13 protein-coding genes are annotated in these 18234 nt (G+C 58.0%); 2 read left to right on the forward strand and 11 right to left on the reverse strand.

Annotation, left to right across the window (positions count from 1 at the left end; all coding sequences use genetic code 11):
• Window positions 1-3: 3 nt before the first annotated feature.
• From nusB to glyA, 6 genes are all read right to left on the reverse strand, one after another.
• Complete coding sequence (nusB, locus tag ACTZWX_RS14765; RefSeq protein ID WP_072678316.1) at window positions 4-480, reverse strand: transcription antitermination factor NusB; 477 nt, start codon at window positions 478-480, stop codon at window positions 4-6.
• The gene (gene ribH, locus ACTZWX_RS14770) at window positions 480-956 is read right to left on the reverse strand and encodes a 6,7-dimethyl-8-ribityllumazine synthase (protein ID WP_058091279.1); all 477 of its coding nucleotides are present in this window, start codon (window positions 954-956) and stop codon (window positions 480-482) included. Before ribH ends, nusB begins: the two co-directional genes overlap by 1 nt.
• 48 nt (window positions 957-1004) lie before the next feature.
• Window positions 1005-2120 carry a bifunctional 3,4-dihydroxy-2-butanone-4-phosphate synthase/GTP cyclohydrolase II gene (gene ribBA, locus ACTZWX_RS14775; RefSeq protein ID WP_072678407.1) on the reverse strand — a complete coding sequence of 372 codons (1116 nt, stop codon included), beginning with the start codon at window positions 2118-2120 and terminating at the stop codon, window positions 1005-1007.
• 63 nt (window positions 2121-2183) lie between these two features.
• Window positions 2184-3299, reverse strand: a complete 1116-nt coding sequence (gene ribD / locus ACTZWX_RS14780; protein ID WP_444714592.1) for a bifunctional diaminohydroxyphosphoribosylaminopyrimidine deaminase/5-amino-6-(5-phosphoribosylamino)uracil reductase RibD — start codon at window positions 3297-3299, stop codon at window positions 2184-2186.
• On the reverse strand, window positions 3296-3814 hold the full coding sequence (gene nrdR / locus ACTZWX_RS14785; RefSeq protein WP_058091276.1) for a transcriptional regulator NrdR: 519 nt from the start codon (window positions 3812-3814) through the stop codon (window positions 3296-3298). Before nrdR ends, ribD begins: the two co-directional genes overlap by 4 nt.
• A gap of 73 nt (window positions 3815-3887) precedes the next feature.
• Entirely contained in the window at window positions 3888-5141 is a 1254-nt protein-coding gene (gene glyA / locus ACTZWX_RS14790) for a serine hydroxymethyltransferase (RefSeq protein WP_444714593.1), read from the reverse strand.
• A 366-nt stretch (window positions 5142-5507) separates the two neighbouring features.
• Here glyA and ettA point away from each other — a divergent pair, with 366 nt between their 5' ends.
• Window positions 5508-7169: an energy-dependent translational throttle protein EttA gene (gene ettA / locus ACTZWX_RS14795; RefSeq protein WP_444714594.1), complete on the forward strand. Its 1662-nt coding sequence runs from the start codon at window positions 5508-5510 to the stop codon at window positions 7167-7169.
• 69 nt (window positions 7170-7238) lie between these two features.
• Entirely contained in the window at window positions 7239-8615 is a 1377-nt protein-coding gene (radA, locus tag ACTZWX_RS14800; RefSeq protein ID WP_444714595.1) for a DNA repair protein RadA, read from the forward strand.
• Between the two features lie 198 nt (window positions 8616-8813).
• Here radA and ACTZWX_RS14805 read toward each other — a convergent pair whose 3' ends face one another.
• From ACTZWX_RS14805 to ACTZWX_RS14825, 5 genes are all read right to left on the reverse strand, one after another.
• The gene (locus ACTZWX_RS14805; protein WP_444714596.1) at window positions 8814-9182 is read right to left on the reverse strand and encodes a PilZ domain-containing protein; all 369 of its coding nucleotides are present in this window, start codon (window positions 9180-9182) and stop codon (window positions 8814-8816) included.
• A gap of 305 nt (window positions 9183-9487) precedes the next feature.
• Window positions 9488-10552: a uroporphyrinogen decarboxylase gene (gene hemE, locus ACTZWX_RS14810; RefSeq protein WP_444714597.1), complete on the reverse strand. Its 1065-nt coding sequence runs from the start codon at window positions 10550-10552 to the stop codon at window positions 9488-9490.
• 125 nt (window positions 10553-10677) lie between these two features.
• Window positions 10678-12096, reverse strand: a complete 1419-nt coding sequence (locus tag ACTZWX_RS14815) for an FAD-dependent oxidoreductase (RefSeq protein WP_444714598.1) — start codon at window positions 12094-12096, stop codon at window positions 10678-10680.
• 78 nt (window positions 12097-12174) lie between these two features.
• Window positions 12175-16623, reverse strand: a complete 4449-nt coding sequence (gene gltB, locus ACTZWX_RS14820) for a glutamate synthase large subunit (RefSeq protein ID WP_444714599.1) — start codon at window positions 16621-16623, stop codon at window positions 12175-12177.
• A gap of 178 nt (window positions 16624-16801) precedes the next feature.
• Window positions 16802-18205, reverse strand: coding sequence for an AAA family ATPase (locus ACTZWX_RS14825; RefSeq protein WP_444714600.1), 1404 nt, complete (start codon window positions 18203-18205; stop codon window positions 16802-16804).
• Window positions 18206-18234: the final 29 nt, after the last annotated feature.

Consider the following 18234-nt stretch of genomic DNA (forward strand, 5'->3'; position numbering starts at 1 on the left):
GAATCAACGCGGGCGAGTCTCTGCCAGGCGCAGACGCTGGCTCAGTTTATCCAGAATACTGTTCACAAACTTGTGGCCTTCGGTGCCGCCAAAACGCTTGGCCATCTCGATGCCTTCGTTAATCACCACCTTGTAGGGCACATCAATCCGATGCTTCAGCTCATAAGTGCCCAGGCGGACAATCGCCAGCTCAACCGGATCCACCTCTTTCAGGGGCCGATCAAGGAAAGGCTCGATCAGTTTGTCCAGCTCGGCCTGTTCCCGATGGATCCCCCGCAACAGATCCCGGAAATACATGATGTCTACTTTGCTCATGTCATTATCGACCATGAACTCCGCTTCAATGTCAGAGATCGGCGTTTTGCTGAAGTGCCGCTGGTACAGGCCCTGCATGGCAAGGGCCCGCGCCCTGCGCCGATCACCAGCCTTGGGCTGGCCGGTTTTCCCCGGCTGGGGGGAGGTATCACCCGCTTCGTTCATTACTCACCCAACTTTTTGAACAGACTGACCATTTCCAGGGCAGTAATGGCCGCTTCCGCGCCTTTGTTGCCGGCCTTGGTGCCTGAGCGCTCAATGGCCTGTTCGATAGAATCGACGGTCAATACGCCAAAGGTCACTGGCACGTCGGTTTCCAGGCTGACAGCGCCCAAACCACTGGAGGCTTCGCCGGCGACGTATTCGAAGTGCGGCGTACCACCACGAATAACCGCGCCCAGGGCAATGATGGCATCGTAGTCGGAGGTTTCGGCTACGCGCTTGACTGCCAGCGGCATTTCATAGGCACCCGGTACCCGGATGATGGCGATGTCGTCTTTGGAAATACCGTGGCGCAACAGGGTATCTACAGCTCCATCTACAAGACTTTCAACCACAAAACCATTAAACCGGCCAACCACCAGGGCGTAACGGCCGCTGCACTGGGTGAAATCACCTTCAATTACTTTGATATCTGCCATCTTGGGCTCCTTCGCGAGCTGCGGCACTCAGAGCCGCAGCCGGGTTTATCATTCGGGGGTGTAGGGTACGTATTCCACAACTTCCAGATCGAAACCGGAAATGGCAGAGAATTTTACCGGCGGGCTCAACAAGCGCATTTTGCCTACGCCGATATCCCGCAGAATCTGAGAACCGGTTCCGACGGTGAAGTACACGCCAGAACTGCCTTTCCCGGCAGATGCTGTGCCCTCGTCGTAGAATTCCTGGATTCGATCTTCCAGGTTATAGCTGTCTTCAGCGCTGTTCAGCAGAACCACAACGCCACGCCCTTCCTCAGCCACTTTCTCAAGGGCATGATGCAATGGCCAACTGCGCGAGTCCTTACGACGTGCACCCAGCAGATCCCGAAGGGTATCGGTGATGTGTACACGCACAAACACAGGCTCTTCAGGGGCAATATCTCCCATCACCATGGCCAGGTGGGTGGCACCCTGAATGTTGTCTCGGTAGGTACGTAACTTGAAAAGACCATACTCGGTATCCAGGTCGTGCTCTTCCACGCACTCCACGGTTTTTTCATTCATGGTGCGGTAGTGGATCAGGTCGGCGATGGTGCCGATTTTCAGGTCATGCTCTTCTGCGAATCTTTCCAGGTCTTCACGGCGCGCCATGGAACCGTCGTCATTCATGATTTCACAGATCACACCGGCAGGCTCGCAACCAGCAAGAGCCGCCAGGTCACAGGAGGCTTCGGTGTGCCCTGCCCGGCTCAAAACCCCACCGGGATCAGACATCAAGGGGAAAATATGGCCCGGCTGAACCAGGTCTGACGCCTTGGCATTGCGGGCAACCGCCGCTTGTACCGTGCGGGCGCGATCAGCGGCAGAGATACCGGTGGTCACGCCTTCACGCGCCTCGATAGACAGCGTGAACTTGGTGCCGAAACCGGAAGCATTCTGTTGCACCATCAACGGCAAGCCAAGCTGTTCGCACCGGTCTCGGGTCATCGGCATACAGATCAGGCCCCGGCCAAAGCGAGCCATGAAATTGATCGCTTCCGGCGTGCAATGTTCTGCAGCCATTACCAGATCGCCCTCGTTCTCGCGATCCTCATCGTCCATCAGGATCACCATTTTACCCTGGCGGATGTCTTCGATGATGTCTTCAATGCTGTTCAGTGCCATACGGTTCTGCACCCTGTCACCCTGGCCGCATCTTGCTGCGACCGAAGGGAATGAATTGAATGATTAGCTGCGGGCCAGGATCAGCCTCTGATCCTCACCCACCTGACGCCGATCCAGCACTTTCCATTGCACTTTATCAGCCATTGTTTCAAGCGGCAGATGAGCGGTTGGTCGCCCGGTGCTGCCCAGAAATACCGGTGCCTGATACAACCAGAGTTCATCCGCAAGGTTTTCCCGAATGAACGTTCCGGCCAAGGTTGGCCCCGCCTCTACCAATAATTCGTTGATGCCAAGTTCGCCCAGGGCATCCAGCAGCTCAGCAAGGTCAACACCATTATCTTTCCAGGCCACACCGGTCAGGCTAACGCCCAGCGCGGCCAGATCCTGTGCCGGCGCCGATGCCAGTGCCGAACTGGCGCAGAACACCTGAACATTGCCCCCCTGGAGAATACGCGCCGTCGCCGGTGTGCGGGCGTCCCGGTCGGCAATAACCCGAAGAGGCTGGCGTGAGGGATCCGTGGCATCACCAATCTCCCCCATTTCATCCCGACGCACCGTCAACGATGGGTCATCCGCCAGAACCGTGCCTACTCCCGTCAGGATAGCATCGCTGATGGCGCGCAGCCGCTGCACGTCCCTCCGGGCTTCGGGCCCGGTGATCCACTGGCTTTCGCCAGAGGCCATAGCGGTACGGCCATCCAGGCTGGCGGCCATTTTCAGGCGAACCCAGGGCCGGCCAGTATTCATGCGTTTCATAAAGCCGGGGTTCAAGCGAGCCGCTTCATCAGCCATCAACCCCTCGGTCACCTTGATGCCGGCATCCCGGAGCATGTCCAGCCCCCGGCCAGACACTGACGGATTAGGATCTTTAGTCGCAGCAAATACCTGCGCCACGCCAGCGTCAATCAACGCTCTGGCACAGGGCGGCGTTCGGCCATAATGGCTGCAGGGCTCTAGCGTGACATACGCAGTCGCCCCACGGGCATCCTGGCCGGCCTGGCTCAGAGCGCGAACTTCTGCGTGAGCCTCTCCGGCACGTTCGTGCCAGCCTTCTCCGACGATGCGGTTGCCCTTGGCGATCACGCAGCCAACCCGGGGGTTGGGGTGGGTAGAATAGCGGCCACGCCAGGCCAACTGAATGGCCCGGGCCATCATCGCCCGGTCACGGTCTGCAATCATGCCTTGCCTTTTCCGGACTGCTTGTCGGCCAGCGCACGCGCCACGTCGGCTGCGGTTTCGCCATTACCCTGAGACAATCGCTCAATCTCTTCCTTGAACTCGTTGATGTCCTGAAAGCTGCGATAAACAGAGGCAAAGCGAACGTAGGCTACTTTGTCGAGCTGTCGCAACTCGGTCATCACTTCCTCACCGAGCTGCATAGATTTTACTTCACGCTCACCAGTGGAACGCAGGCGGTACTTGATACGGTTCAGGGCAGCGTCGATTTCCTCGATGCTGACCGGCCGCTTTTCCAGCGCCTTCATCAGGCCTGCCCGAAGTTTTTCTTCATCGAATGGCTGCCGGGTGCCGTCCTGCTTGACTACGCGCGGCATCACCAGCTCAGCGTTTTCAAACGTAGTGAACCGCTCCCGGCAGGACAAACACTCCCTGCGGCGGCGAACCTGATCACCTTCAGCCACCAGGCGCGAATCAATCACCTTGGTATCGGCTTCACCACAGAAAGGACAATGCATAATTCAGATGCTCCGGAAAGGAAGAACCCGGGGCTCCGTCAAGAACACCCGGGCAGTCTTGTTACGCTATCACTTAGCCATAGACCGGGAAGCGGGCACACACCGCTTCTACCTGCTCACGCACACGGCTGATGGTTGCTTCGTCTTCAAGGTTGTCGAGGATGTCACAGATCCAGCCAGCCAGATCACGACACTCCCCTTCCTTGAAACCACGGGTGGTGACTGCGGGGGTACCAATGCGCAGGCCAGAAGTCACAAACGGCGAGCGCGGGTCATTCGGGACTGCGTTCTTGTTCACGGTGATGTGCGCTTTGCCAAGCGCGGCATCGGCGTCTTTACCAGTGATGTCCTGCTTGATCAGACTGACTAGGAACAGGTGGTTCTTGGTGCCACCGGAAACCACGTCAAAGCCACGCGCAACAAACACTTCGGCCATGGCCGCAGCGTTCTTCACCACTTGCTGCTGGTAAGCCTTGAACTCGTCGCTCATGGCTTCTTTGAAGCACACGGCCTTGGCTGCAATCACGTGCATCAGCGGGCCACCCTGACCGCCGGGGAAGACGGCAGAGTTCAGTTTCTTCTGCAGATCTTCATCATCACAGGCCAGGATCAGGCCACCACGGGGGCCGCGCAGGGTTTTGTGAGTGGTGGTTGCAACCACGTGGGCGTGTGGCACCGGGTCCGGATACACGCCAGCAGCAACCAGGCCCGCCACATGAGCCATGTCCACAAACAGGTAGGCGCCAACCTTGTCGGCGATGGCACGAAAGCGGGCAAAGTCCAGTTCCTGGGAGTAGGCTGAGAAGCCGGCAATGATCATCTTCGGCTTGTGCTCAACTGCCAGCGCCTCGATTTCGTCGTAGTCCAGCAAGCCGGTGTCGGTGTTGATACCGTACTGAACGGCGTTATAGATCTTGCCAGAGAAGTTGACGCTGGCACCGTGGGTCAGGTGACCACCGTGGGCCAGGCTCATGCCCAGAACGGTATCGCCGGGCTTGAGCAGGGCCATGAACACGGCAGAGTTGGCCTGGGAGCCGGAGTGAGGCTGAACGTTGGCGTAGGCAGCACCGAACAGTTCCTTGGCACGGGCGATGGCCAGGTCTTCAGCAATGTCGACAAACTCACAGCCGCCGTAGTAACGCTTGCCGGGATAACCTTCGGCGTACTTGTTGGTCAGCACACTGCCCTGGGCTTCCATCACCCGCGGGCTGGTGTAGTTTTCAGACGCGATCAGTTCGATGTGCGCTTCCTGACGCTTCTCTTCCGCCTGCATGGCGTTCCAAAGTTCGTCATCGAAACCGGCGATTTTCATATCACGATTAAACATGGATGTGCTGCCCCTGTCTGTATGGCTGGCCCGGCGCTGCCTCTGTGCATGCCGTAACCCCTGAAAAATTGGGCCGCTATTCTATCCCGAAAGCGGGTTAAAAATCATCCTTTATGCCGTCCGCAGATACCGGCACATGGGCGGCTCTCAATTGCTATCCCGGAACGCTTTAGATACCTTACCGGATCAAAAGCACGCGGTTAGATCGAGGGCGGCGGGGCAGGCCTTCAGGGATCGTCAAAATCAGGGATGATTTTGTCGAGCGTACATGGACGTATTCACAGCGTATCCCTGGAGGCCTGCCCCGCTGCCCGCGCCACCGTCGTCGGAATCCACGAACCTGATTTTAATGAGGTTTAAGCCAATATGGCCCAGTACGTATACACCATGAACCGCGTGGGCAAGGTGGTACCACCCAAGCGGGAGATTCTGAAAGACATTTCCCTGAGCTTCTTCCCGGGCGCCAAAATCGGCGTGCTGGGCCTGAACGGCTCCGGTAAATCCACCCTGCTCCGTATTATGGCGGGTGTCGACCAGGATTACATCGGCGAAGCCCGGCCCCAGCCAGGCATCAATGTCGGCTACCTGCCCCAAGAGCCGGAGCTGGACGAAGAAAAAACCGTCAAGGAAATCGTCGACGAATCCGTTGCCCACGTGCACAACGCCCTGGCCGAACTGGACCAGGTGTACGCCGCCTACGCCGAGCCGGATGCCGACTTCGACGCCCTTGCCAAAAAACAGGGCGAACTGGAAGCCATCATCCAGGCCACCGACGGCCACGATATCGAACGCAAAATGGAAGTCGCCGCCGACGCCCTGCGCCTGCCAGCCTGGGATCAGAAAGTCAAAGTGCTGTCCGGGGGCGAGCGCCGCCGTGTGGCCCTGTGCCGCCTGCTGCTGTCTGGCCCGGACATGCTGCTCCTGGACGAGCCGACCAACCACCTGGACGCGGAGTCCGTGGCCTGGCTGGAACGCTTCCTGCACGATTACGACGGCACTGTGGTCGCCATCACCCACGACCGTTACTTCCTCGACAACGTCGCCGGCTGGATTCTGGAACTGGATCGTGGCCACGGCATCCCGTTCGAGGGCAATTACAGCCAGTGGCTGGAGAACAAAGAAAAACGTCTGGAAATGGAATCCAAGCAGGAAGCCTCGCACCAGAAAGCCATCAAGCAGGAGCTTGAGTGGGTGCGCTCCAACGCCAAGGGCCGCCAGTCCAAGAGCAAGGCCCGCCTGGCCCGCTTTGAGGAGATGAGCTCTCAGGAATTCCAGAAGCGCAACGAAACCAACGAACTTTATATCCCGCCCGGACCACGCCTGGGTGGCAAGGTGATCGAAGTGGAGGGCATCAGCAAGGCCTTCGATGATCGCCTGCTATATGAAAACGTATCGTTCAGCGTACCGCCGGGCGCCATTGTCGGCATTATCGGTGGTAACGGTGCCGGTAAATCCACGCTGTTCAAGATGATTGCTGGCATGGACCAACCAAACTCCGGCACTATCACCGTGGGCGAAACCGTTGAGCTCGCTTACGTGGATCAGATGCGCGACCTGGACGGCAGTAAAACCGTGTGGGAAGAGCTGTCCGACGGCAACGACATCATCAAGGTTGGCAACTACGAAACACCTTCCCGCGCTTATGTGGGCCGCTTCAATTTCAAGGGCACCGACCAGCAAAAGCGGGTAGGCGATCTCTCCGGTGGTGAGCGTAACCGCCTGCACCTGGCCAAGCTGCTAAAGCAAGGCGGCAACGTTTTGCTGCTGGACGAACCCACCAACGATCTGGACGTGGAAACCCTGCGCGCACTGGAAGAAGCCATTCTGAACTTCCCCGGCTCCGCTCTGATCATCTCGCACGATCGCTGGTTCCTGGACCGTGTGGCCAGCCACATTCTGGCGTTCGAGGATGACGGTGAGGTGGTGTACTTTGAAGGCAACTTCAGCGACTACGACGCCGACTTCAAGAAGCGCAAAGGGGAATCTGCCATGCAGCCCAAGCGCATGAAGTACAAGAAGCTGGCGTAACTGTGGTACTGAGCCGGCGTTTGCCGGCTCGCTCCTCCCGCCCCGATTTGCCCGATACGGAATTCTGCCATGGCCAAAGCCAAAACCGCCTTTGTATGCACCGAGTGCGGTGCGGATTACTCCAAGTGGCAGGGCCAGTGCACGGCCTGCCAGGCCTGGAACACCATCAGCGAAGTGCGCGGCGTTTCCGGCCCCGGCAAGGGCGCCCGCAGCGCCCGGTTTGAGGGCTACGCGGGCAGCCTATCCGAGGTCAAAAGCCTGGACGAAGTCAGCTTGGCCGAGCAGGCCCGCATCAGCACCGGCATGCAGGAGTTCGACCGGGTGCTGGGCGGCGGCTTGGTGGAGGGTTCCGCGGTATTGATGGGCGGCCACCCCGGCGCGGGCAAAAGCACCCTGCTGCTCCAGGCGGTTTGCCAACTAGCCGAGCAGCACCCGGCGCTTTACGTCACCGGTGAGGAATCCCTGCAACAGGTGGCCATGCGCGCCAAACGGTTGGGATTACCCACCAAAGACCTGAAAATGCTCTCGGAAACGTCCGTGGAGCGTTTAATGCAGGTGGCGGAAATGGAGAAGCCCCGCATTCTGGTGATCGACAGTATCCAGGTGATGCACGTGGCCGATATCGAATCCGCCCCGGGTTCAGTCTCCCAGGTGCGGGAGAGCGCCGCTTTCCTCACCCGCTTTGCCAAGCAAACCGGCACGATTTTGCTGCTGGTTGGCCACGTCACCAAAGACGGCAGCCTGGCCGGCCCGAAGGTACTGGAGCACATGATCGACTGCTCCATCCTGCTGGAAGGCTCCAGCGACAGCCGCTACCGCACCCTGAGAGGCATCAAGAACCGCTTCGGCGCAGTGAATGAGCTGGGCGTATTTGCCATGCTGGAGCAAGGCCTGAAGGAAGTGAAAAACCCCAGCGCCATTTTCCTGAACCGGGGAGAGGAAGCTGCTCCCGGCAGTGTGGTGATGGTGGTCTGGGAGGGCACCAGGCCGATGTTGGTGGAAATCCAGGCTTTGGTGGATATGGCCCAGGGCAGCTATCCGCGCCGTGTGGCCGTGGGTACCGACCAGAACCGGTTGGCGATGCTTCTCGCGGTGTTGCATCGTCATGGCGGTATGCATGTAGCCGATCAGGATGTGTTCGTGAACGTGGTGGCGGGTGTGAAGGTCAATGAAACCAGTGCGGACCTTGCGCTGTTGTCGGCGGTGGTGTCGTCGTTCCGGAATCGGGCGTTGCCGCAGGATCTGGTGATTTTCGGAGAAGTGGGCCTGTCCGGCGAGATCCGGCCGGTGCCGAATGGTCAGGAGCGGATTTACGAGGCAGCCAAGCACGGCTTCACTCGGGCTTTGGTTCCCAAGGCTAACGTTCCGCGCAAGCCTTTGGAAGGCATGAAGGTCATTCCGGTGACCAAGCTTTCTGATGCTCTTTCGGCTTTAGAGGAGCTTTAGGCTCTAGCACCCAGCCTTCCCAGGCTTGGAGTTAGGGCGGCGTTGGGTGACCTTTCAAAAAAACGCTACGAGCACATCCCTGTGCGCTTCGCTCCGGCCATCCATGGCCTCCGAGATTTTTTGAAAGGCGCTCCAACACTGCCCTCTCTATCCTCAGTGCAATCCGCACCTCAAACGAAAAGCCTCAGCGTGCCCTCGTCAGTCGATCAGATGTGCAAACTCCCGCTCCAACAGCGCCTGATCCCCAAGATTTAACTCAACCAGCCGCTTCAAATGCGTTGCACTTTCAAGATCAATATACTGACACCGAAATCCCAGCCGATGATCCTCCACGTGCTTCAACTCCACCGCCATCACAATCGCGGCTTCATGTTCATTCAGGTGAATCACCACCTCACAAGGCTTGTTCAGCGGAACCTTCCAATCTTCCGGCCGCTGGACCAAAACGCCCTTCAGGGAAATATCCAACACCTCGGTTGACCACACCTGATCCTGACAATGCAGCTCACAGGGCGCATCGAAACTGATTCGATGGAAACGGCGTTTTTCGGATGATTTGGTAGACAAAGGAAAGCTCCGGCCAGAAGTTCTTACTTCCTATGACTATAGACCGGACATAAAAGGGAGTACAGCACCAGGCAAGTTGACGATAACACCAACCAATCAGAAAACAGACCGGAGTCTTGGAAGGTTTCTTCCAGAGAGACCCGAAGCGGGGCGGTAGAACGGCCTCCGAAAAATCTCGGAGGCCATGGATGGCCGGAGCGAAGCGCACATGGATGTGCTCGTAGCGTTTTTTCGGAGGCCGTTCTACCGGCCCGCAAACGCCAACCTTGCAGGCTACTAAAATACGGCATTCTCCAAAGCAGAAATCACTGGTGATACTGCCCGCTAAGCTCCACAACCGCCTCAATGAACGCCCCAGCATGCTCCGGATCCACATCCGGCGTAATCCCATGCCCCAGGTTGAAGATATGCCCAGACCCCGAGCCATACCGCTTCAGGATGTCAGCCACTTCCTGGCGAATCCGCTCCTTCGGCGCATACAACATCGCCGGGTCCATATTGCCCTGCAGGGCAACCTTATCGCCCACGCGGGCGCGGGCATTGCCGATGTCCGTTGTCCAGTCCAGGCCCACGGCATCCGCACCACAATCGGCAATGGATTCAAGCCACTGGCCGCCGTTCTTGGTGAACACGATCACCGGCACCCTGCGGCCTTCGCTTTCACGAATCAGCCCATCCACAATCTTCTTCATGTAACGCAGGGAGAACTCTTCGTAGGCCCAGCTACTCAGCACCCCACCCCAGGTATCGAAAATCTGCACGGCCTGGGCACCAGCCTTGATCTGACCGTTCAGGTAATCGATCACCGAGTCTGCCAGGTGGTCCAGCAAGTGGTGCATCACTTCCGGCTGGCCATACATCAGCTTCTTGGCTTCGGAGAAAGTCTTGGAGGAGCCGCCCTCAATCATGTAAGTGGCCAGGGTCCAGGGGCTGCCGGAGAAACCGATCAGAGGCACCCGGCCGCTGAGTTCGCGGCGGATGGTGGAGACGGCGTTCATCACGTAGTCCAGATCCGACTCGGCATTCATCTTCGGCAGAGCGTCGACGTCGGCTTCGGTGCGAATCACCTTGCGGAATTTCGGACCTTCGCCAGTTTCGAAATACAGGCCCAGGCCCAGAGCATCAGGAATGGTCAAAATATCGGAGAACAGGATGGCAGCGTCCAGCGGATAGCGCTCGAGCGGCTGCAGGGTAACTTCACAGGCCAGCGGCGTGTTCTTGCACAGGCTGAGAAAATCGCCGGCCTTGGCCCGGGTTGCGCGGTACTCCGGCAGGTAGCGGCCCGCCTGGCGCATCATCCACACCGGGGTGCGGTCTACAGGCTGGCGCATCAGGGCGCGCAGGAAGCGGTCATTCTTCAGCTCGGTCATATGGTATCCCGTTCTCGTCGGTAAATGGTCAGAGATAATGGGGAGCAATGATACCCCGTTTATACGAATAAAAAAGGGCGGCTTACCCGTAGCAAGCCGCCCTTCTGACTCTGATCAACTCAGAGTTATACGTCGAGGTAGTCCAGAATGCCTTCCGCAGCCTGGCGACCTTCCCAGATGGCAGTGACCACCAGATCAGAGCCGCGCACCATATCGCCACCGGCAAAGATCTTGGGGTTGCTGGTCTGGAACGGGAACTCGGCTTCCTCCAGCGCTGCAACGCGACCGGAATCATCGGTGTTCACCTTGTGTTCACCGAACCAGTCAGCGGGGCTCGGCCGGAAACCAAACGCCACCAGTACCGCATCGGCAGGAATGACTTCCTCACTACCCGGCACGACTTCAGGGCGGCGACGGCCATTTTCGTCCGGTTCTCCCAGCTGGGTAGACACCACCTTGACGCCCTCAACACGGTCTTCACCGATGATGGCGATAGGCTGCCGGTTAAACAGGAACTTCACACCTTCTTCCTTGGCGTTTGCGACTTCCCGGCGCGAACCGGGCATGTTGGCTTCATCCCGACGGTAGGCACAGGTGACGCTCTCCGCCTGCTGACGAATGGAGGTGCGGTTGCAATCCATGGCGGTATCACCACCACCCAGCACCACCACGCGCTTGCCCTTCATATCGATGAAGTCTGTCGCTTTTTTCTCGAACCCAAGACGGCGATTCACATTGGAAATCAGGAACGGCAGAGCATCATAGACGCCCGGCAATTCTTCTCCCGGGAAGCCGCCTTTCATGTAGGTATAGGTGCCCATGCCCATGAACACCGCGTCGAATTCTTCCATGATGCTCTTCACCTGGACGTCTTTACCCACCTCGGTGTTCAGACGGAATTCCACGCCCATCTCCTCGAACACCTTACGGCGCCGAGACATCACGGACTTTTCCAGCTTGAACTCGGGAATACCGAAGGTCAGCAGACCGCCAATTTCAGGGTAACGATCGAAAACCACCGCCTTGACGCCATTACGCACCAGGATATCGGCACAGCCGAGGCCAGCGGGCCCGGCGCCGATAACCGCCACTTTTTTGTCTGTCCATTTCACATTGGACATATCAGGCTTCCAACCCAGCGCGAAGGCCGTGTCGGTAATGTATTTTTCCACTGAACCGATGGTTACCGCGCCGTAGCCATCGTTCAGGGTACAGGCACCTTCACACAGGCGATCCTGTGGGCACACCCGGCCGCACACTTCCGGCAGGGAGTTGGTCTGGTGGCACAACTCCACGGCCTTCATGATGTTGCCTTCAGACACCAGCTTCAGCCAGTTCGGAATATAGTTGTGTACCGGGCATTTCCACTCGCAATAGGGGTTACCGCAAGCCAGGCAGCGGTGAGACTGAGATGCCGCATGGGTTTCGGTAAACGGGTGATAGATCTCACCGAATTCTTTCTTCCGCTTTTTGGCCGGCACCTTCTTCGGGTCTACCCGCCCAACTTCCACAAACTGAAAGTCATTGTTGAGACGTTCTTTCATGTTGCTACTCTCATCAGCTCAATTTCGACGGGGGCTGCGCCCGCTGGCGTAGCCCATCAACCTTTACGTTGCCCAGCCTTATTCCGGGCGGGCACGGGTGCTGGCCAGCAGGCTGCGCAGGTTCGCAGCCTTTGGCTTCACCAGCCAGAAACGGCCGATGTAATCGTCGAAATCTTCAAGTAGGTGCTCCGCCCAGGCGCTTCCGGTTTCGGAAATATGCTCCCGGATCACACCACGCAGGTGATTCCGGTATGCCTCCATGTCTTCCCGCGAAATACGCTGGATCTCAACAAGTTCGTGGTTGTACTTGTCCACGAAGGTGTTGTCCAGGTCCAGGACATAAGCGAAGCCGCCGGTCATGCCGGCACCGAAGTTATAGCCGGTGGAACCGAGAACGGTCACCAGGCCGCCGGTCATGTATTCACAACAGTGGTCCCCGGCCCCTTCTACCACCGCATGGGCACCAGAGTTACGAACCGCAAAGCGTTCACCGGCTGTGCCAGCGGCAAACAGCTTGCCCCCTGTCGCGCCGTACAGGCAGGTATTACCCACGATGGATGTTTCCTGGGTTTTGAAGTCGCTGCCGCGGGGCGGTTTAACAACCAGCTTGCCTCCAGTCATGCCCTTGCCCACGTAGTCGTTGGCATCGCCTTCAAGAATCAGGTTCAGACCACCCACGTTCCACACACCAAAGCTCTGGCCTGCGGTCCCGGTAAGATCCAGGGTGATCGGTGCATCCACCATTCCCTGGTTACCGTACTGCGCTGCAATTTCGCCAGACAGCCGCGCACCAATGGAGCGATCGCAGTTGGTAACCTTGTAGCTCCAGGCGCCGCCGGACTTCTCTGCGATAGCTGCAGCGGTATCTTTCACCATCTGCTCCGCCAGGCGGCCTTCGTCGAACGGATGGTTGCGCTCAACCTGACATGTCTGGGGCTTGTCCGCCGGGATGTGATCATTCTGCAGCAGACGGGTCAGATCCAGCTTCTTCTGGCGCTCGGTATTGCCCGGCAGGCGCTCAAGCAGATCGACACGGCCAACCAGTTCCTCAAGACTGCGAACACCCAGCTTGGCCATCCACTCGCGAGTTTCTTCCGCGACAAAACGGAAGAAGTTCATGGCCATCTCAACGGTGCCCTTGAAGTGCTCTTCCCGCAGATAATCGTTCTGGGTAGCAACACCGGTGGCACAGTTGTTCAGGTGACAGATCCGCAGGTATTTACAACCCAGGGCCACCATTGGCGTAGTGCCGAAGCCGAAGCTTTCAGCGCCCAGAATCGCTGCTTTAACAACATCCAACCCAGTCTTGATGCCACCGTCTGTCTGCAGGCGAATCTTGCCCCGCAGGTCATTTGCCCTCAGGGCCTGCTGGGTTTCGGTCAGGCCCAGCTCCCAGGGCGAGCCGGCATAGCGAATCGAGGTCAACGGGCTGGCCGCAGTACCACCATCGTAACCAGATACAGTAATCAGGTCGGCATAGGCCTTTGCCACACCGGCGGCGATAGTACCTACTCCAGGTTCGGACACCAGCTTCACCGACACCAGGGCTTCCGGGTTCACCTGCTTCAGATCGAAAATCAGCTGCGCCAGATCCTCGATGGAATAGATATCGTGGTGGGGCGGTGGCGAAATCAGGGTCACACCCGGCACGGAATAACGCAGGCGAGCGATCAGATCATTCACCTTGCCACCAGGCAACTGACCACCCTCACCGGGCTTGGCACCTTGGGCGACTTTGATTTGCATGACATCGGCGCTTCGCAGGTATTCTGCGGTTACACCGAACCGGCCAGAGGCAACCTGCTTGATCTTCGAGCGGCGGTTAGTGCCATGGCGGGCCGGGTCTTCACCACCCTCACCGGAGTTAGACCGCCCACCCAGGGTGTTCATAGCCACCGCGAGCGCCTCGTGGGCCTCTGGAGACAAAGCACCCAGGGACATGGCCGCAGAATCAAACCGGGGGAAGATATTCTCAACCGGCTCAACCTCGGAGAGATCAACGGGCTTGATATCCTTCTTGAATACCAACAAGTCACGCAGGGTTGCCACCGGGCGCTCGTTCACCAGGCCGGCGTATTCCTGATAGTGGCCGTAGTCGCCACTGATCACGGCATCCTGAAGCTTGGCAACCACATCCGGGTTGAAAGCGTGGTACTCCTGACCGTGAACGTATTTGAGCAAACCACCCTGAGACAGAGGCTTGCGGGGTTTCCAGGCAACGGCCGCGAGTTGTTCCTGATCCTGCTGGAAGTCAAAGAAGTCCGCCCCCTGAATACGGCTGGGCACACCTTTGAAGCACAGATCCACAACGTTATCGGCCAGACCGATGGCTTCAAACAGTTGGGCTCCGCGATAGGAGGTGATGGTGGAGATTCCCATTTTCGACAGGATCTTCAACAAGCCCTTGTTGATGCCTTTACGATAGTTGTTCTTGGCCTCGATCGGGTCCATCAGCAGCTCACCGGTGCGAATCAGATCGTTGAGGACCTGATAGGCCAGGTACGGATAAACCGCGGTGGCACCAAAGCCGAACAGTACGGCGAAGTGATGGGGGTCCCGGGCCCAGCCAGTTTCCACAATGATGTTGGAATCGCAGCGCAGGCCACGCTCAACCAGGTGGTGGTGCACAGCACCGGTCACCATCATGGCGTTGACAGGCAACTCGCCTTCCACCAGGTCCTTGTCGCTCAGAATCAGCAGTACCCTACCGTCGCGGACCGACTTTTCAGCCTCATCGCACATCCGGCGAACCGCCTCCCGAAGGCCTTCCTCCGGTCGGTAGCTCATGGCAATTCTGGCCACTTCAAAGCCCGGGCGATCGTTATTGCTGAGCTTGAGGAACTTGGCCGGCGACAACACCGGGGTTGTCAGAATAATCCGGTTGGCGTGTTCAGGGGTCTCCTCAAAGACGTTTTGCTCCGCACCCAAGCAGGTTTCCAGCGACATCACGATAGTTTCGCGCAGCGGGTCGATAGGTGGGTTGGTGACCTGGGCAAACTTCTGGCGGAAATAATCCGCCACATGCCGCACCTTGCTGGACAGCACGGCCATCGGCGTATCGTCACCCATGGAGCCCACAGCTTCTTGCGCGCTTTCAGCCAGCGGGCGCAACACCTGGTCGCGCTCTTCAAAGGAGATATTGAACATCTTCTGATGAACCAGAAGTTCGTCCGGCTCCATCAGTTTGAATTCAGGGGTGGCCTGGTTCAGCGTGGTTTCCACCCGCAGGGCGTTGTCTTTCAACCAGCGCTTATAAGGCTGCGCGGTTTTCAGGCGCTGATCGATATCCGCTGTGTGCAACACTTCCCCTGACTCGGTATCGATGGCCAGCATCTGACCGGGCCCCACACGGCCCTTGGCAACCACATCGTCGGGCGAGTAGCCGTAGGTGCCCACTTCTGATGCCAGGGTGATGAAGTCGTCCTTGGTGATGACCCAGCGAGCCGGGCGCAAGCCGTTACGGTCAAGCATACACAGGGCGTAACGACCATCAGACATAACCAGGCCGGCAGGGCCATCCCAGGGCTCCATATGCATGGAGTTGTATTCATAGAACGCCCGCAACTGGGAATCCATGGTGTCTACATTCTGCCAGGCCGGTGGGATCATCATCCGAACGGCACGGAAAAGGTCAACTCCACCGGCCAGCAATATCTCCAGCATGTTATCCATGCTGGATGAATCCGAGCCGGTCAGGTTAACCAGCGGCTGCAGGGTTTGCAGATCTGGCAGGTCCGGTGAACTGAATTTGGCCGCGCGTGCGATCGCCCAGTTACGGTTGCCGTCGATGGTGTTGATCTCACCGTTATGGGCCAGGAACCGGAACGGCTGGGCCAGCGGCCACTTGGGCATGGTGTTGGTGGAAAACCGCTGGTGGAACACACAGATGGCGGTTTGCAGATCCGGATCACCCAGATCCTTATAAAAGTTGGCGAGATCCGCCGGCATCATCAGGCCTTTGTATGCAAGGGTGCGATGCGACAAGCTGCAGATATAAAACTCAGAGTCGTCCGCCATCTCCCGCTCAGCATGGCGGCGACCAACAAACAGCGCAACGGCAAATTCCTGCTCGGTTTTTCCGCCCGGCTCAACAAAAACCTGTTCAATCCTGGGCAGACAATCCAGCGCCATTGGCCCCAGGCAACTGTCGTCCACGGGCACTTCTCGCCAGCCCATAATTTCCAACCCCTGATCGACGAGGTTTTTCTCAACCGCAGCACGACCGGCGGCCGCCTGGCTTTCGTCCCGGGCTAAAAAAACCTGGCCGACTGCAAATAAGTCTCCAGGTTTTTTCCCGAACGCCGCCTGAGCAGCTTTGTAGAGGAAGGCCTTGGGACTTTGAATAAGAAGCCCACAACCATCACCGGTTTTGCCATCGGCAGCGATGCCTCCACGGTGGGTCATGCAAGTCAATGACTCGATGGCCGTTTGCAACAGCTTATGGCTCGCCTCGCCCTTCATGTGGGCAATCAGGCCAAAACCACAGTTGTCCCTGAACTCATCGGGATGATACAAGCCTGTTGTCATAAGCGTTCTCTCGCGTGTAAATGCTTTCTCGCCAGCCCGAAGCGCACCAACTTAGTGCACAAAACGTACTGACACCGAAAAAAAGGGGGAAGCGATTTTACACACGTGAAACTACGTATACAATTTTTTTCGCTGTTTTACCGCCAGAACAGGCCGGAAATGCACCAAAATAGTGCGCCTAGTAGCTTTCGAAGGACCGCACCCAGGGCTCAGTAATTCCCAAAGCAGAGGGCAACCGTCCGGAGGCTTCCCGGGCGGATTCACGGCTTGGATACTCGCCATACACCAACATAAACCAGGGCTGACCCAGGCGCTCTCCGAGGGTATAGCTCAATTGGGGGTTGTCTGGCTGGCGATCAAGAACATTTAAAATCGTACGCTCCTGATGACCGGCGACAAGCTGGAGAGTCCAGCCTTCACGTTGTTGCAACTGCGCCAAAGGCACAAAGTTCTTCGGTCTTGCCGGAGTGAACGCTGGCTCTGGCTCTGGCTCTGGCTCTGGCTCAGTTTCGACTGCGGCACTGACGCCTGTCAACGCCAGGTTTTCCGGTTCCTGCTGGCGCGGTAACTCTGGCGACGGCCGCGCATCAGCGGCAGGCTCTTCAGCCGCCTCTCGCGCTGCTTCGGGCCCTATAGTAATGCTCCTTCGAACTGTCTCTTTCGGAGCCTCCAACCCACCTGCGCCAGCGACCGATTCGTCATATTGCCGTGCCACGAACCACCACGACACCAGCAATATCACCAATGCCAAGGCAGGCCAACGCAGTGATGCAAGGGGAGGCCAGCTACGGGCTGCGGCTCGGCTTTGTGGCGTAACCATGTCGAGCCAGACACCTGGTGCAACGCGCTTCAGTCGGCCGAAACTGCCCTGACTCAAAGCATGAAGCTGCTTAAGGCGCGATGAAGAAAGCAATTCATCCTGCCTGCCACCAGCCCTATGAACCCGAGGCTGAAGATAAGCGAAAACGTCATCACGGGTTAATGCGGGGAGATTGATATGATGGATGTGAACGGAGAGATCCTCGGCCCGAAACTGCTCCTCGAGCCCCTCGGCACCCGAAAATACCAAGGCTGCGGCCAATGACCGATCAGCCGCCAAAAATCCAGATAGCAACAGATTCAGCAACTCTGGCGCGACTCCGTCAGAGTCATCCAGAAGCAACACCAGGCGCCGGCCACGCTGGGCACGCGCTTGAGACCACCTGAAAAACTGGTAAACCAGTTCGCGGGGCTCTAAATCTCCCGGCAAGCCCGAGCCAGCGATTTTATGGAGATCCCGAGCCAAAGCTTGAGTACTCGTCAAAGCCGCTGTCGGAATGCGATGGAAATCGAGCCGGGAGGATTCGCTTCGAACCAACTCTGTGAGTATTCGCGTTTTTCCAGCACCGGGTGCACCCGTGAGCAGCAGCGCCATGTCGCCAAACCCACACAAATGACGCAATGACTCCAATGCATGATGGCGCATGGCGTCCGGGAAGAACGGTGTCTCCATCTCCAGCGGGTTGTCACGCAAGCCGTAGCGTTGCTGGAGGCGCGGAAACAATCCGCCACTGTCTATCGCATTGAGGTTATCCTGGGTCACAACTCATCCCTGCCTGTTGCTCAATCACC

The organism is Marinobacter sp. NSM (assembly GCF_052380025.1).
Classification (GTDB): domain Bacteria; phylum Pseudomonadota; class Gammaproteobacteria; order Pseudomonadales; family Oleiphilaceae; genus Marinobacter.

What these genes read in the sequence shown, in the direction of transcription:
- nusB (WP_072678316.1), bottom strand. Translation starts at nt 480, where the DNA reads ATGAACGAAGCGGGTGATACCTCCCCCCAGCCGGGGAAAACCGGCCAG.
- ribH (WP_058091279.1), bottom strand. Translation starts at nt 956, where the DNA reads ATGGCAGATATCAAAGTAATTGAAGGTGATTTCACCCAGTGCAGCGGC.
- ribBA (WP_072678407.1), bottom strand. Translation starts at nt 2,120, where the DNA reads ATGGCACTGAACAGCATTGAAGACATCATCGAAGACATCCGCCAGGGT.
- ribD (WP_444714592.1), bottom strand. Translation starts at nt 3,299, where the DNA reads ATGATTGCAGACCGTGACCGGGCGATGATGGCCCGGGCCATTCAGTTG.
- nrdR (WP_058091276.1), bottom strand. Translation starts at nt 3,814, where the DNA reads ATGCATTGTCCTTTCTGTGGTGAAGCCGATACCAAGGTGATTGATTCG.
- glyA (WP_444714593.1), bottom strand. Translation starts at nt 5,141, where the DNA reads ATGTTTAATCGTGATATGAAAATCGCCGGTTTCGATGACGAACTTTGG.
- ettA (WP_444714594.1), top strand. Translation starts at nt 5,508, where the DNA reads ATGGCCCAGTACGTATACACCATGAACCGCGTGGGCAAGGTGGTACCA.
- radA (WP_444714595.1), top strand. Translation starts at nt 7,239, where the DNA reads ATGGCCAAAGCCAAAACCGCCTTTGTATGCACCGAGTGCGGTGCGGAT.
- hemE (WP_444714597.1), bottom strand. Translation starts at nt 10,552, where the DNA reads ATGACCGAGCTGAAGAATGACCGCTTCCTGCGCGCCCTGATGCGCCAG.
- ACTZWX_RS14815 (WP_444714598.1), bottom strand. Translation starts at nt 12,096, where the DNA reads ATGAAAGAACGTCTCAACAATGACTTTCAGTTTGTGGAAGTTGGGCGG.
- gltB (WP_444714599.1), bottom strand. Translation starts at nt 16,623, where the DNA reads ATGACAACAGGCTTGTATCATCCCGATGAGTTCAGGGACAACTGTGGT.